Here is a 15,272-nt window from a genome sequence, read left to right on the forward strand (position 1 = left end):
TCAATGAAGCAAGAAGTAAATACCATCGAATCAATCTTTGATTTAGACATGCTACAGGAGATCATCCCTGAGCTTCCGGCCTTTGATCTCACTCATATCCACCGGATGACCAATCAGGTTTCGATCGTACAGCATGCAACCTATAGCATCCCCAATTACAAACACGGCTACTGCCTCGATGACACCGCACGGGCCCTGCTATTGACCACATTAGCCGCTCAGGTATACCCATCCGATAAATATAAAAACCTCGCTTACACCTACCTTGCTTACGTACAGTACATGCAGCGCGATTGCGGGCGGTTCCGAAATCTCCTTTCCTTTGACCATCAGTTTTTAGATGAGTATGGTACCGAAGATAGCTATGGGCGTACCATATGGGCATTAGGCCATTTCCTATGCTATAACCAGGAGCCGGAATTAGTTTTTCTCGCTGAAGAGATGTTGCAACAGGCCCTCCCCCATTGTGTAGCGCTTAAATCTGTCAGAGCAGTAAGCTATACCCTATTAGGACTACAGCACTACTATGCTTCCAACCGCTCGGATGATAAAATCTTACCCTATATAAAACAGCTCAGCTATTACTTGGAAGACGAATATCAGGGCAGTCAGAACGCCGACTGGAATTGGTACGAGCAGATAATTGCCTACGATAATGCGATTATTCCTTTAGCGGTACTGCGTAGCGGTGCACTGCTCAATCAAGAATCTCTACTGACCATAGGGCGAGAGACAGCAGAATTTCTCGACAGCCTTATATTTGAAAAAGGGTACATCTCCACCATAGGTAATGAAAACTGGTATGTACGGGGTGGCAAACGGAGCACATTTGCCCAGCAGCCTATAGAAGTACCCTCGAGCATACTCCTATACAAAGAGCTCTTCGGCCTATCTGGCGATAGTCACTATAAACAGCGTATGATCCAATGTCTGCACTGGTATTTTGGAAAAAATGAGCTGGGATTAACCCTATACGACCCACTCACAAAAGGTTGTTGCGACGGCTTAGAAAGGTTCGGGCTGAATCTCAACCAAGGCGCAGAAAGCAGCCTCAGTTTCTGGCAAGCTTATGTATACCTATGTTACGGCCTAGACGGATAGCGATTTGAAATTGGTGAGCGCATCCAGTAGATCGTCCAAACATATAGTCGCATAGGTAGAGGCATGGTCAGACATGGCGTAGGGAATTATTAAATGGCCATTATGCAGGATCTGACCGCAAGAATAAACTACATTGGGGACATATCCTTCCCGCTCTTCAGCATTAGGATAGAGAAGCGGCTCACTCAGCTTGCCCACGATTTTTGTTGGATCTTCCAGATCAAGCAGTATCGCTCCGAGGGTATATGCGCGCATTGGTCCTACACTATGCGTCAATACCAACCAGCCCTTGGCTGTTTCGATAGGCGAACCGCAGTTGCCCAATTGCACAAATTCCCATGGGAATTCCGGTTCTTTGAGCAGGGTTACATCCTGCTGCCAATTTATCAAATCTTCTGAAAAAGCGATGTAGTTGCTTTCTCCATCTACCCGACACAGCATCGCATATTTACCATTAATCTTTCTAGGAAAGAGCGCTGCTCCCTTATTGGCAATTTTGCCATTAATAGGCTGTACTTTAAAACGCACAAAATCCGTTGTCGAAAGCAATTTGGGTAATATCGTGAGGCCATCATATGCCGTATAGGTAGCATAATACATCGGCTTACCCTTATCACTGATAAACCGTACAAAACGAGCATCTTCAATACCATTCTTCTCGGTATCCGATATCGGAAATATTACCCTTTCCGACAAGGCTGTATCCAAAGAATAAGTCATTTCATAATGCGACGAAGCCAGCCAGGTCATATGCGTCATCAACGTCTGGCCTTCCATATCTAAATTATTCTCCTTTTGGATCTCCATTACAAAACGCCGCAGCTCTTCATAGGTAAAGCTATCCGTCAGTTTTGCATGGATTAGATCCAGCATATCTTTTTCGGGATCATGCATCTGAAGCAATTTATCGATAAAATCCGCCTTTAGATACCGGTGGCTTTTTATCTGTTTTGGCTTTTCCAATAATTTACCGACCTCCTCCACATGAATATTTAGCTCATTATCGATAATAGCCGAGCGAAATACAATCGAAGACACATGCCCCTCCCCGGTCGCTCTAAAGCTCAGTATTATTCGCTTTTCACCATCCCGTAATTGCGTTTGATCTGGAGATTCCACTACGGAAGGGTTGAAAAAAGCGGCAGCTTCGACAGAATATTCCATTGTAAAATAAGCCCCGATCAATAATCTTTCCCGTGGTGTATAGTCACGATTACGGAGCTCCAGATCCAATAACCTCTCTTCGGTACGCTTGAAGTTTTTTTCCCATATATCCAGGATACTCCGATGCCGCTTCGAAAAATTACGGAGAAGCTGGTTCAGCATATCTGTCTGTTCCTGCTTTGAGCTTCTTAGGATACGGTTTACTATTTTAGTGGTACGCTCAATATTTATATTAAAATATCTCGCTAGCACCCTTTTGGAATCGGGTTTGAAGAATATACTTTTACGGACTACCTGTAAGGACATAGTATCATATTTTAGATTAGAACCATCCTTTCCCGTATTTAGTTTTGTATAGACTGCTGTTTTTCAATTCTTTCTTGATCCTTAATTGCCAGCCATTTTGCCGGTTCGGACAATATACCGTTACCTATCTTCCTACATATTTAAGTAGCATTTCAGGTATTTTGCCCCTTAATTTCAGTATTTAACCAACAACCAAAGCATTAGCTGAACGTTTATAGCTCAGACATTTAAAACTAGAGTCGTGTACGGGCTTATGAAGACCGAATGGCCTATTATCCTATCCAATGCATTCTCTGTCCTACTCCATGCGACACTGCTTGTCTATTATTTTATTTTTAGAGACAGTTAGCGGTTCTATTACCGAAGTGGACCGGGGGTTAATCGGTTTTTTAGTTCCTGGAGTCAACGAAACCAGTTCTCAGGTGTTCATCCTTTAAAAATTAAATAAGAAAAATTATGGCACAATTAACCGACAAAAGAATAGCGATCTTGGTCGCAGATGGTTTTGAAGAAGTAGAATTGACAAGTCCCAAAGAAGCCTTGGAGCAAGCAGGTGCCAAGGTAGAAATAGTATCCCTAAAATCTGGGAGTGTACGAGCCAAGGAAGGACTAGAATGGACTAATGATTATAAAGTAGATGTCAGTATAGAAAGCGCATCTGTCGAAGCATACGATGGATTAATGCTTCCAGGGGGCGTGATCAGTCCAGATGCGCTACGTACCAATGAACAGGCCTTAACTTTCGTAACATCCTTTTTCAATAGTCATAAGCCTGTTGCCGCAATATGCCATGGGCCTCAGGTGTTAATCAATTCTGAAGTGGTACAAGGCCGGAAAATGACATCTGTGGAAGCGATAAGACTCGATCTTATCCACGCCGGAGCACAGTGGGAAGACGCTGAAGTCATTGTAGACCAAGGATTGGTAACTAGCCGCACTCCAAAAGATCTCCCCGCCTTTAATCGAAAAATGATTGAAGAGTTTGTAGAAGGCAAGCACAGCGGGCAACATGCTTAACCTTACGTCACTACTATTCGACAACACTAAATTCAATTTTAGAAATACAGATCGCTGGTCGCCGGAGAAATCGTGATCAGCATAAATACAGAAAAAACAAAAGGGTTCAGAATAATCTGAACCCTTTCTAACTTTTTTACAGATACCCTTTTTTTCTGTTTCTATGTTTCTTTTTTCGAACAGACCCTATGTCTATTCTTTGCGGGTAGTGTAATCAAGCATTTATTTTAAATAAGATATCTCCTGATCGAGGAGCTATCTGTCTTGCGCTGCTCTTTGGTATAATAACGCTGCATATTTTATATTATTGTGCACATTTTTATTTTTCTATCCAAAATATTTCTTGTTATACAGATTCTTCATTTTGTTGTAGCGGTGCGGATCCTCCTTCGTCACGTGGTATCCGCCACAGTGCTCGCAACTGTATCCGTACCGTTGTTGTGGTTTACCACTTCCCTTCGTGTGCGACTTTTTACGGCGTCCGGGTGTCTTGAGCCATTTCTGGTACTTCCACTTCATCCACTGCACAAAAAGGCGCGCTTCGGATTTGGTATTAAAGCGTACCTTGCCTGTAGCCCGGCATTTGCGCTTTTCGATGACCTCGTTGACCTCCATGCTACGGAACAACGATTCTAAAAAGTTTTTATTCTCTCCCATGATGTCCTCCTTTTTCGATATAATTTCTTTTAAAAGCGCTCTTAGATCAGCGCTTCTTAGCTAGCCGGCTCTTGATATCCATGTTTTTTATCTCTATATCTTCAGGGCAAAAGCTGATCAGATCTTGCTGTCTGTGCACCCTGACACCTTCTTGCTGTACGGCTGCCAGCATCTCTTCTTTGGTCGCGGTATAGCGAACAGCCGCATCGATTACGGGTTCAGTCGGTATACAGTGTATATCCTTAACCTTAATTCCATACCATCGACTCATCTCCACTATATATTCCCGAACCGAAGCGCCATCATACTTACGCAACGCCCTAGCCCACCTACTCTCCCGCTCAAAATCTGCATCTCTCGAATAGAACAACGAGTCTTTGATCTGATTATTAAGTTTATTCTGCATACGGACCAGTATACCCTGTGCGCCACGACAGTCCAGCTTTACCTCTTTATTGGTACTATCTGTCGCTAGCGTAGCTTCACCACCGCCAGAGGTAGCCTGTGTCCATCCTTCGACGGCGATCATACTCAATGTCCCCTGTGACATCTTTAGGTAGCCATTATCTGTTTTCATGATGAGGGGCTCGGTGTCATTACGCTTAGGCATATCGATCAGTGCATAGCCACTGGTCTGTACCGTGATGTCACCGATAGCCTGCTGTAACGGATAGCGTAGCGAAGACTGCGCATCCAGACGAACCCGTGCTCCATTGGGCAGCTGCACGACACACTGCTGTAGCGCTTCTGTGGAGATTATCAGCTCGCCATCCTGTCGCATCGCTAGTCGATCCGCAACTGCCTCTATCGCCAATAGACCATCGGCATGCTTAACCACGAGTACATCTCCCAAGATCGCCAATCTCCCGGCTGTATCTGTAGGACTGATATGTATGCTTTGATCTCCCCAGGACAAAGTATATGCAGATTCGGAAACCGGTATCTGATCCAAGTGTTGGTCTTTCTGTCCAAGAGGAAGTACATAGATACCCATCCCCAGAAATACCAACATTGCGGCAGCTATACCCATCACTTTATACGTTCTCTTACGATGTCTGCTTTTTCTCCTAATCGCAGCTTCGATATTTCCTCTGCAGATGATATCTTCATAATCGGGTTCCCAATCCTTTAGGGGATCCTTGGGGAATGGATCCTCCATATTCTGAAGTACTGTAATCACTATTCGATCGAACTCTTCTTCCGAATAACACTTTTGCACCGATTTCAAAGTATCATTTTCTTCAGCTGTGATTATGCCCTGTATTTCCTTACGGATCAGTTCTTCTATATTTATATTGTAGCGTTTCATTATGTCTATGATTTTAGTGACCTATGTGATAAATTCATTTCTAACGCATTTCTTTCAGCATCTTCCGCATCTTAGCCACAGCCGAACTCAGCAGATTACGGACACGCTGCGGTTGCAGACCGAAAGTCTCTTCCAGCTCCTTATTATCCATTTCATCAATCTTGGATGCAATCAATATCTCTCGCTCTCGTGGGGTGAGCTCCTGCGCCTTTAGCAATATGATATCCTTTATTTCTCTATAATGTAAGTCTTTGTGGGGCATATCACTACTGGGCATATTTTTAATCTCCTTGATCGAAGCCTTCTTTCTTTTTTTATTATACTTCAATTTTTTAAGAGCGATATTTTTAGCGATTACCATCATCCATATCGATGGATTATCTTTTTTGAGGATTTCGTCTCGAGCTATCCAGACCTCCATAAATGTCTCCGAGATCACATCTTGAATCAATTCGTCATCATTCTTAAGAAACTTTCTCAGCCAATTTTTCAAAAGAGCTCCATGCTTGGCCATAATGAGCTCCATACCTCGTACAGGCTCACGCAATAAAATCTTAAATGGTTCTTCATCCATAACGCATATAGTAAGTACAACATTAATTTGGTCAGCATACCCGAATACGCCTACAGTAAGAAAAACAAACACACTGAAAATCAGCTAATTGAAAAATAAACCAATTTTCACAGGGTACATTTTACCTTCTCGGGATAGCTATATATAAAGACGAATGAATTAATTGAATTGGTAATACTAAGGTAAACACTAAAAAAGACAAAACAAAATTAAATATCTGATTTTTAAATAGTTGCATTTTAAAAGCGACATGGGATAGGAATGCATAAGAAGTAAGGAAGATGATAGAGGTCAGGAAGTTGAAGAGCCCACCATCATCATTAATGTCACTTCCCTCACAAACATCACTTTAAAAAAATGAAAAAGAAAACAACACATATCACCCTATACAGCGTACGTATCTTTCTGATGGTATTCTGGCTGTACGTAGCACTGGACAAGCTGTGGGATCTGCCTCAGTTTCATTCGGCTTTGCTTCGGCAACCGTTTCCAGACGGGTGGGCAGATATCCTATTTTGGTTGCTGCCGCTTACCGAGCTGGTATTAGCCGTCCTATTCATCACAACCTATCATCCAAATTCTCGTCATTCAGCGGAGCGTAGCGACCTAGGAATCTCTAATTTATCGATCAGATTACCCTATATACTATCCGCTTTACTACTTGCGATATTCTCAGTTTACATCGCCCTAGGCATCCTCCATCTCTATGAAGAGCGTCCCTGTGGCTGTGCATCGGTATTCCGTGGGTTATCCTGGAGCTGGCACCTGCTTCTCAACTGCTCATTGTTGGGGATCTCTATACTGGGGTGGTACTTGACTGGACCAACTGCCCCCATGGAGAGGTACATACAGAGCAAGAGACAGGTTACGCTATTCCTCCAGTATCTCGAAATTATAACGACAGCCGTGTATTCCGTGACATGGTGTTGCTTTCTGGTCTTTAAAATGCGCTTTGCTCCTTTTCCGGGCAGGCCGGTACTCCAATAAATTATGATACGTGGAGGTACCCGCGTCAAACTTTTCAAAAGAGTATCCCGAGAGAGATAAAGTCGATGCCTCTCGAAAAATAAAAGCATCGATATACATAGAGTTTTTTGTTGGGTAAACTTTTTTTGAGTTAGCGTATTCCGACCAAACTAATATTGGAATCGATAAAAAGGCCCTCACATGAAAGCAATTTCATATATCAAGAAAAATAGCATGCTCCTATTAGCAGGGGCAGCTATCCTAAGTTTTTCCAGCTTTAAAGCAGTTGAAAAATATCTACAGACTAGTTATTATTGGTTTGAGTACGATGCGACTGGTACAACCCTTTTAAACCAGACAGCAGAACCTGCATTATCTCCAGAAAATCCATTTGGCTGTGATACTGGAGATCAAAAGTGTGCTAAAGCATATACCAGTTACAATATGGTTTCCTCCAGCGACTATAGACCTGGAACGGAAGCACTGGAACTTGGACAGCCAATAATAGTCCATAAGGACAGCAATTAATCGTATGAAAAATTCATTAGACAACATTAAGAGCTGTTTATAAGTTAAGAAGCCCTCAGAATCTCCCCATTGGAAGAACTGGGGGCTTCTTTCGATTAAAAGTCTTAACAACCTTAATCAATAGTAAGTACGTCTATCAATTCATATCCAACTTCAATTTTAAATCCAGTATTTTTCAAATAATCTATCGCTTCATCAGCTGTCATCCTCTTGTCTAAAATCATGTTTAAAGGCTCTTTTAAGACAGCATCCCCTTTAGCTGTTAAAATTGGAGAATTTGTGTAGGTATTATTAAAATATTTAACAAGTTCCGATATACTCGATATAGACTTTCTTTGCTCTGGAGGAATGAATTGGTTTTGCTCTTTACCTCTCTCAGCTCTATCGGAGAGAGCTTCTATCCGAAAACATCGCATTTTTTGAGGGCGAATACCAGTTTTCACATCCAAGGAACTTTCCAGTACCTGCAGTGCAGCATGTTTGAGTTCTTTCTGAGAAATACTGTCATGTCCCGCTGCAAACAAACAAAACAATTGTTTTTCTCTAAATGCAGTTCTTTCAGCAAAGTCCCTAATGCGTCTGAGACTATCCCGATCTTTAAATCGGGCACTGACCTTTTCCGATCGAATTATAAACCTATTCCTATCATCATCAATCCATTTTATCGTTGCTGGATCTTTCTCCTCGTCATATATCGATTGCACCATTTCGTATAATGTCTTATTTATATACACCAGCTTTTCATTCTTCCTATTTACCTGTTTCTTATAAGTCAGTATATTAGAAGAAAGAGCTTTAGCATACGGTGTCATCTTTATTGAAAGAAAGACAGAGTCTCTTCGCTCCCCGCTTTCTATTACGTTATGAAGGCCGATCCTCTCATAAAAATGCATTTTAGACACACGTGCAACACGATTCAGAAAAGATATATCTCCCTTTAAAACAAGATCTAAAACCTCTTTATTTAAAGCTTCTCCCGATGTTTTCACCAAAAACTCCCCGTTTCTATCTAACCAAACCACATCCGGATTAGCGATCACCCCAAATAAATTGTTTAAGATTGTGTCACCATATATGGATGGAAGCCTAAATTCATAGGGTCCGCCCAATTGCTTAGCGAAAGCTCCTGCCACTTGGTTCAAATCATCCTTGGTGACAGGAATTATAACGATATCGTCTGAGTAATCGAGCTGTAGCTCATAAAGTTTGGGCATCTGCTGAATGCAAGAGGAGCAGAAACGATTCCAAAAATCAAAGACAATAAACTTACCCCTGTACTGCTGTAAATCAATAGAAATAGTATCCCTGTTAGGTTTAAATAGCTTATGCGTATGTTCGAATACGACATCTCGGATTATTTCATCTGATTGTGCTGATAGCTTTGCAATCATAAAAAGACAGAGTAGAAAAAATAAAAAACTACGCATGTCAGTTGGATAAATTATAAAGATTAGGATTTAGGTCGACTACCGGATCCGGTACCGGATAAACGTAACGTCGATCGTTAGGATTCATCTGGTAGAGTTTGCTGTTAATTTCACGGGTTAAAACAGTGGCATATTCTGGATCCAGATTTAACCGTTTTAGATCTGGCCAGCGCAACCCTCTCCATACCAACTGCTTTCTCCGTTCGGCTAAAATAAGTTTCATCAAAGCTTTACTGTCCATTTCTCCATAAGGCATAAAGGTTGATATGCCCATATTTTTCTTCCATCTGGACGATAATATTTTATTTAAGTCTTTCAGAGCCATATCAGGGTATCCCAGTCTCAAACTTGTCTCCGCACGATTAAAGTACAACTCGTCATTGGCCAACCCTGCAAAAAAATAACCTGTACCATCGTAATTTCCATAAAATCGATGTCCATCCCCGACGGACTGCGCTTTGAAGAATAAAAGTCGTCGCAGATCGTTCTGATCATAAGATTTATACAAGCTCGTATCCATACGAACTTGCGTCGTAAGAAGCATCATGTTACAGTTGAAAATCACTTCTTCATTAAATCTTGGAAATGGATAATTGGTTGTGGTCGAATACGTATTATAATCTAACAATTGGTCATTTACTTCAAGACATAAATCAGCATAATAATGGCTTCGCTCATAGTTCTGCATCCATAGATAAACTCTTGACAGAAGTGCCCAACATGCTCTTTTGGAAGGCCTTGTCTTATATATTGGTTCTTCAGGCAAAAGTTCACTGGCCTTTAATAAATCTTCAATAATCCTTGCGTAAGTCCTTTCAAGCGAAGAGATACTAAGCTTTTCTCCGACATCGGCACTCATCCGCAAAGGAATACCGGCTGATTGATCTGCTGTTCCTTTTTCGTACGCAGGCGTAAACACGCTGGTTAGCATTGAAAAAGCATGAGACCTGTGAAATAGTGCCATCCCATACACGAGGTCCCACTGTCCGCTGTTTTCATTCCCCTTTTCAATCTTATGCAGGTTCTCTAAAACTATATTACAGTTTAAAACTGTGATATAAGGTCTATTCCAATCTTTGATATCCAATGCTGGATAGGGATTCTCCTGCCAATTATAAACAGCTCTTGCATATTCATCTATATTATTCAGATACCGGGCGTCCGGTATCCATACATTGTCTGATCCGATTTCCAACATTGCCGGATATAAAGGCTGTGTATTACCGGCCCCATTCATTGCCACATCGTCGTCCATCAATGCCAGATAATCGTCGAGCGTAGACGGAACAGTCATGGAGGCATCTGGCTTTACATCCAAAAATTCTTTCCTATTACAGGAAATAAAGAAAACCAACATCGCGATGATTAGCTCTATATAAAATAACTTTATTGCTTTCATGAGAAATATAAAAAAATGCTTTATAATGTTACATTTACGCCGAGGGCATACTGTGGCCCCGTCCTAACCATTTGTTTAAAATAAGGGTCTATCCCCTGCCTATTCTTCAATACTACCAAAGGCAGGTTTTGGACATGTAAAAAAGTTTGAAGCCTATCTAATCTGGAACCACAGAGTTTTACCCCTGAAAATGAAGCGCTCAACCTAACATTCTCAACTCTTAAATGATCTCCTTTCAACACTTGGTTAGACGCATTTCTATATACAAGCTCACGGTAACTGTTAGCAGGATATATCATCGACGGTACATCTGTCGAGTTTTCATCTCCGGGATTTTTCCATCGCAGTGCAAAATCGCCGTGACCGTTCCAAGAACTGAATAATTCAGAATAGCTTAAAGCAGCCCGTCTAAAGAAATATCGCGTCTTATAACTGAGAGCAAACGATAGCTCCAATGCTTTGTATCTTACATTATTGTGTACTGCACCATACATAGTAGGCTGTATACTTCCATGAAAAACCATATCTTCCAGTGCTGTAGAACCATATACTACATCATAGTTTTGACTTTCTTCCCCTTCAAACAACAGTACAGGATTACCTTTGGCACCATCCAGTCCCACCCAAGGAAAACTATACATGCCAAATACTGGGCTGTTCAAAACTGGATTTATGGTATTATCCATCATAGAGAGATAGGTATTTCCTTTGGGACTTACCGGCATAAAGTACTTTGTTACAATGGGATTTGATGTACCTAAAGAAGTCGATAAATTCCATTTTACACACCTATCTATCAGCAATAGGTTTAGATTAGCATTCACCCCAGTTGTTTTCATCTCGCCGACGTTACCGTAAAAGGTAGACCTCCCCAACGTAGGATCTAACGGAGCGCTTCCCATTAGATCTTTAGATCTTTTGTCAAAATACTCTAAGCTTCCAGTGACCCGATCATCCTTTAAGGCGAAGTCAATTCCTATATTAAGAATGTTTACTTTTTCCCACCTCAAATTCGCATTAGGCAACATGTCTAATGATGCTCTGGATAAAGGAGTGGTTCGGGAACTGCCAGATACGGTAATCACAGGGAGAGCAGAAGCATCTCGTGCAATATTGCCGCTCTGACCATAAGTGATCCTTAGCCCCAACTTAGGAACCAATCCGTTACGGTAGAACGGTTCTTCCGATAATTTCCAGAGAACACCTGATGACCATAGTGGAGTTCCTTTCTTGTTGCTATTTAAGCCAAATAGATTAGCTTCATCTTTTCGAACGCTAGCTGTGAGTATGTAACGCTCTTTAAAAGTATAGGATCCGTTAGAAAAATAAGAAATAAAATTATCTGTATACTTAGCGATAGATCTATTAGAGGCTATGCGTTGTTTTAAAAAACTATTGTTAAACAGTGTAAATTCTGAAATAAAATCAATTGATGATTGCATTCCGTAGAATTCTTCATTGTACCCATACTTTCTATCCGTCTCCACATCTGTTTTACTACTTCGAATCTCCCATCCGCCCATCAATACAAGCTGATGACCATTCGCCCACACTTTATTCCAATCCACCTGTATACGTCCTTGATGTACTTTTCGCTTGGCATAAGAGACATCTCGGATTCCTCCTCTAGGAACAGGAAAGCTCAATCGTCCATTCGCTTGTTGTTGAGCAAATGAATTTACATAACTCCTAGCGTAGTAGGATTCGGGGCTATAGAAGGTTCCCCCATCTATTAACTGATCTTCAAACTGATACCTAACCCCTATATTTAATCCCTTGAATGGCGACATCAACACGGCAGAGTTTAGAAGAAAATCAGAGATTTTATTTGAGGTACGCCGTTGATGGATTTCTTCCAACGGCGTATAAGACCAGTCCAACCCCTCCTTTAGCGATTCATCTATAAACCTCTTATTATTATCCAAATACAACACTTGAGCTATACCGTCATCATCTCTTAATCTGGCGTAAGGATATATCGCTTTATTACCTCCAAGTGCAAATGGGGCCTGCCCACTGAGGTTCAAGCCAGGGTTATTCCCTGCTCGAAAAGTCATATTGGCATAGGAAAGACTATTAGCCAATGTCAACCAAGTGGCAATCTCAGTCTCATTATTCATCCGTAAAGACAACCGTTGATCACTTTGTCCGATCAAATTGCTCTGATTTAAATCGTAACCTGCCGAAAAAAGATAGTTTCCGCTACGAAACTTATTTCCTATTGATACAGCATACTGCTGTTTTGTTCCAGACCTGTATAGCTCATTTAAAATATCCCTTCTTATATCGTAAGTTTTAAACTTGGCAAGTTCGGCAACTACCTTCTCTTCTGTAAGGATACCCTCCCGTTGCTTATGTAGCAGCTCTATGACTGGCGTAAATGGTGGGTGACCATTATTTCGAGCATCAGCTTCCTCATCGTTGACATAATGGCCTTTGTCAAACAAAAATTTTTCCAATTCGATATAGTCCGCACTTGATATCTGTGACACGGTCGAAAGATCAGGTTTAGCCTGGATTCCCAGTGTACTGTTAAAACCTATTGTTGGCTTATTTCCTTTGGCTCGTTTCGTTGTAATAACGATAACCCCGTTTCCAGCACGTGCCCCCCATATTGAAGCGGAGGCTGCATCCTTGAGCACAGTGACCGATTCTATATCGTTGGGATTGATATTTCCTATCTCACCATCGTAGGGGAAGCCATCAAGCACAATCAGCGGCTGTACATCAGCATAAATGCTGGATCGACCCCTAATCAGGAATTTGTCCGGTGCCCCTTCGTTTCTGTCGACAAGCAATCCTGGAATCTGTAGCTCTATACGGTCGATGATATTTCCACTGATCGTTTGGTTCAGGGCTTCGTTATTTACAAACTCGAAACTCCCGGTAGCCCATTCTTTTGGTATCTTCTGATAACCCGTTGAGACTACCTCGACTTCGTCTATTTCCTTGCTGCCGACCTGCAGCTGTATATTTAAAAATGTAGTTGTATTATCATAAGCAACACTTTGCTCTTTAAAACCTATATATCTAATTATTAATAGTCCTTGTGGTTTATCTATAATGATACTAAACTTACCTTTTGCATCTGTACGAACTATCTTTTTACCATTAGTGACCGTCGCCCCCTCAATGATCTGCCCATCGGCAGCCGAGCGCACCTCCCCAATAAGCACTGACCTCGACTGCGTCTGAGCGACCGCCTGTGTAACCACAGGCGAACTAAACAACACACACAATATCATTAAGCAGGCCGACACTCCTGCTCTCCCGTCACTCCGAATCTGTCGAAGCAGTCTACTCAAAAGATTATCTACCATGAGTCCTTTTAGATTGCTTCTCTCCATTTCATTCCGATCGCAATGACGAACGGCTTTATTTAAGCCCTTCAGATGTCTCCTTTTTATTTTTACACCCAAAGACACATCTTTACCCCTTTCACCTCCACAGCACCCCTTAAAACCATCTAAATCAGAATAAACCATCCGCTCTACCATTCCCGATTCGTCACTGCGCCTTCTATTTCCGTCATTGCGCTCGTCCCGAGAATCGGGAAGGTGCGAATCTGCATCGAAGCAATCTCTCTCCCTTCCAGCAGTTCGTTCCTGTGTCAAACATGAACTAATAGTCCATCTTCTATGTAGGTATAATGTAGGGTTTATGTAGGTATTATGTAGGTTTAAGGGGCTACATAACAACTGCCTAACAAGTGTGGTATCCCTACTATAGCTGCGCTTTATCCTTAATTCATTTCTAGTCCGTTCTAGGTTCAGCCTTAGTTCATCCTTAGTTGTTTGGTAGTTCATTCCCAGTTCAACACTAGTTATAGGCTGTGTTAAGGCTAGTTCAACCTTAGTTCGGGCACCCTCCGCTTCGACACTCCTTCGGAAGCTGTTCGACTCGCCTTCGACAACTGTTCGAGAGCCCTTCGACTGTCCTTCGACAGCGCTTCGGGACGTGTTCGAGACTTCTTCGAGACACCTTCGGGTGCTGTTCGACTCCGCTTCGAGTGGGCTTCGAGTCGCACTCGGACAGCACCCGAACAACACTCGAACAACAGTCGAACAAGTGTGCACGCAGGTACGACCCAATCTCAAAGCCACACCGAACCAACCTGCTACGCCAGCCGAAGCATGCTTAGTGTATGCCCTAAGTATTCCCCAAGTATGCGCTCCCTCCCACCATTTTCTTACCTCAGCCTTACTAAAGTCATACCGTAGCCTTACTAAAGGTAAGGCGGCAGTAAGGCCACAGTAAGGCGGAGGTAAGGCGGCAGTAAGGTGACGACCGAAGAAATAGCGAAAAAAACCAGAGCTTCTTACCTCGTTGCCCTCTTTTTTCTCCCCTAGACTTCGCTTGTCTTCGTCATTACACTCTATCCCGTCACTGCGAAAGGCAGAGAAGCTTGTCCCGAATTTACTGAGGGAAAGCAGTCTAAAATCATAATTCTGTAATATCGGGCGACTAGAATGATCTTGATAACTGGCGAACATGTTAACACGTTCATCCGCCAGTAGTCGGACACCGCCCTCACCAAAAGACAGTCCTCTTCCACCCTTAAAATAATGTTTCATATTTAAGCTATATTAGCGACAAATAGATTGAAAGTCCTGTTTCAGACACAAGACGATTAAACTCTATTTATCAGTCAATTAAATGATTGAAATACTATCGCTATACCTTGATCGTGTGCTATCGAAAATAATTGGTTTATATCGGTATGAAAGCGATGATTTTGAATGAATAAAATGATTAATGAACGATACTATTCCGGAGGACAAATCAATAGTCTAAAGAGCCAACTTTTTAGATTGCCTGTAAAAT

The 15,272-nt window shown here is 42.0% G+C and carries 11 protein-coding genes; 4 read left to right on the forward strand and 7 right to left on the reverse strand.

The window, feature by feature from the left end:
* The first annotated feature begins 3 nt into the window (after positions 1 to 3).
* Complete coding sequence (locus JKG61_RS09540) at positions 4 to 1,101, forward strand: hypothetical protein (RefSeq protein WP_202102739.1); 1,098 nt, start codon at positions 4 to 6, stop codon at positions 1,099 to 1,101.
* On the opposite strand, the gene JKG61_RS09545 is transcribed toward JKG61_RS09540, so the two are convergent.
* Positions 1,090 to 2,571 (reverse strand): glycoside hydrolase family 130 protein, encoded by a 1,482-nt coding sequence (locus tag JKG61_RS09545; protein WP_202102740.1) that lies wholly within the window; start codon positions 2,569 to 2,571, stop codon positions 1,090 to 1,092. The two genes, JKG61_RS09540 and JKG61_RS09545, sit on opposite strands and share 12 nt — an antisense overlap.
* 456 nt (positions 2,572 to 3,027) lie before the next feature.
* On the opposite strand from JKG61_RS09545, the gene JKG61_RS09550 reads away from it, so the two are divergent.
* Positions 3,028 to 3,588: a type 1 glutamine amidotransferase domain-containing protein gene (locus tag JKG61_RS09550; protein WP_202102741.1), complete on the forward strand. Its 561-nt coding sequence runs from the start codon at positions 3,028 to 3,030 to the stop codon at positions 3,586 to 3,588.
* Between the two features lie 327 nt (positions 3,589 to 3,915).
* Here the strand turns inward: JKG61_RS09550 and JKG61_RS09555 are convergent, their stop codons facing one another.
* Genes JKG61_RS09555 through JKG61_RS09565 form a run of 3 tightly spaced genes read right to left on the reverse strand, consistent with a single transcriptional unit; the run spans position 3,916 to position 6,128 of the window.
* Positions 3,916 to 4,245 (reverse strand): hypothetical protein, encoded by a 330-nt coding sequence (locus tag JKG61_RS09555; RefSeq protein WP_202102742.1) that lies wholly within the window; start codon positions 4,243 to 4,245, stop codon positions 3,916 to 3,918.
* 46 nt (positions 4,246 to 4,291) lie between these two features.
* Entirely contained in the window at positions 4,292 to 5,554 is a 1,263-nt protein-coding gene (locus JKG61_RS09560; RefSeq protein WP_202102743.1) for a FecR family protein, read from the reverse strand.
* 40 nt (positions 5,555 to 5,594) lie between these two features.
* Positions 5,595 to 6,128 (reverse strand): sigma-70 family RNA polymerase sigma factor, encoded by a 534-nt coding sequence (locus JKG61_RS09565; RefSeq protein ID WP_202102744.1) that lies wholly within the window; start codon positions 6,126 to 6,128, stop codon positions 5,595 to 5,597.
* Between the two features lie 357 nt (positions 6,129 to 6,485).
* Here JKG61_RS09565 and JKG61_RS09570 point away from each other — a divergent pair, with 357 nt between their 5' ends.
* Entirely contained in the window at positions 6,486 to 7,115 is a 630-nt protein-coding gene (locus tag JKG61_RS09570) for a MauE/DoxX family redox-associated membrane protein (RefSeq protein WP_202102745.1), read from the forward strand.
* 180 nt (positions 7,116 to 7,295) lie between these two features.
* On the forward strand, positions 7,296 to 7,622 hold the full coding sequence (locus tag JKG61_RS09575; RefSeq protein WP_202102746.1) for a hypothetical protein: 327 nt from the start codon (positions 7,296 to 7,298) through the stop codon (positions 7,620 to 7,622).
* Positions 7,623 to 7,735: 113 nt separating this feature from the next.
* On the opposite strand, the gene JKG61_RS09580 is transcribed toward JKG61_RS09575, so the two are convergent.
* The 3 genes from JKG61_RS09580 to JKG61_RS09590 are packed head-to-tail and all read right to left on the reverse strand — an operon-like array spanning position 7,736 to position 15,022.
* Positions 7,736 to 9,013, reverse strand: a complete 1,278-nt coding sequence (locus tag JKG61_RS09580) for a TlpA family protein disulfide reductase (RefSeq protein ID WP_202102747.1) — start codon at positions 9,011 to 9,013, stop codon at positions 7,736 to 7,738.
* A gap of 37 nt (positions 9,014 to 9,050) precedes the next feature.
* Positions 9,051 to 10,448 carry a RagB/SusD family nutrient uptake outer membrane protein gene (locus tag JKG61_RS09585; RefSeq protein ID WP_202102748.1) on the reverse strand — a complete coding sequence of 466 codons (1,398 nt, stop codon included), beginning with the start codon at positions 10,446 to 10,448 and terminating at the stop codon, positions 9,051 to 9,053.
* Between the two features lie 20 nt (positions 10,449 to 10,468).
* A complete protein-coding gene (locus JKG61_RS09590; RefSeq protein ID WP_202102749.1) occupies positions 10,469 to 15,022 on the reverse strand; it encodes a SusC/RagA family TonB-linked outer membrane protein in 4,554 nt (1,517 codons plus the stop codon).
* Positions 15,023 to 15,272 lie beyond the last annotated feature (250 nt).

This window comes from Sphingobacterium faecale, from assembly GCF_016746095.1.
GTDB classification, from domain to species: domain Bacteria; phylum Bacteroidota; class Bacteroidia; order Sphingobacteriales; family Sphingobacteriaceae; genus Sphingobacterium; species Sphingobacterium faecale.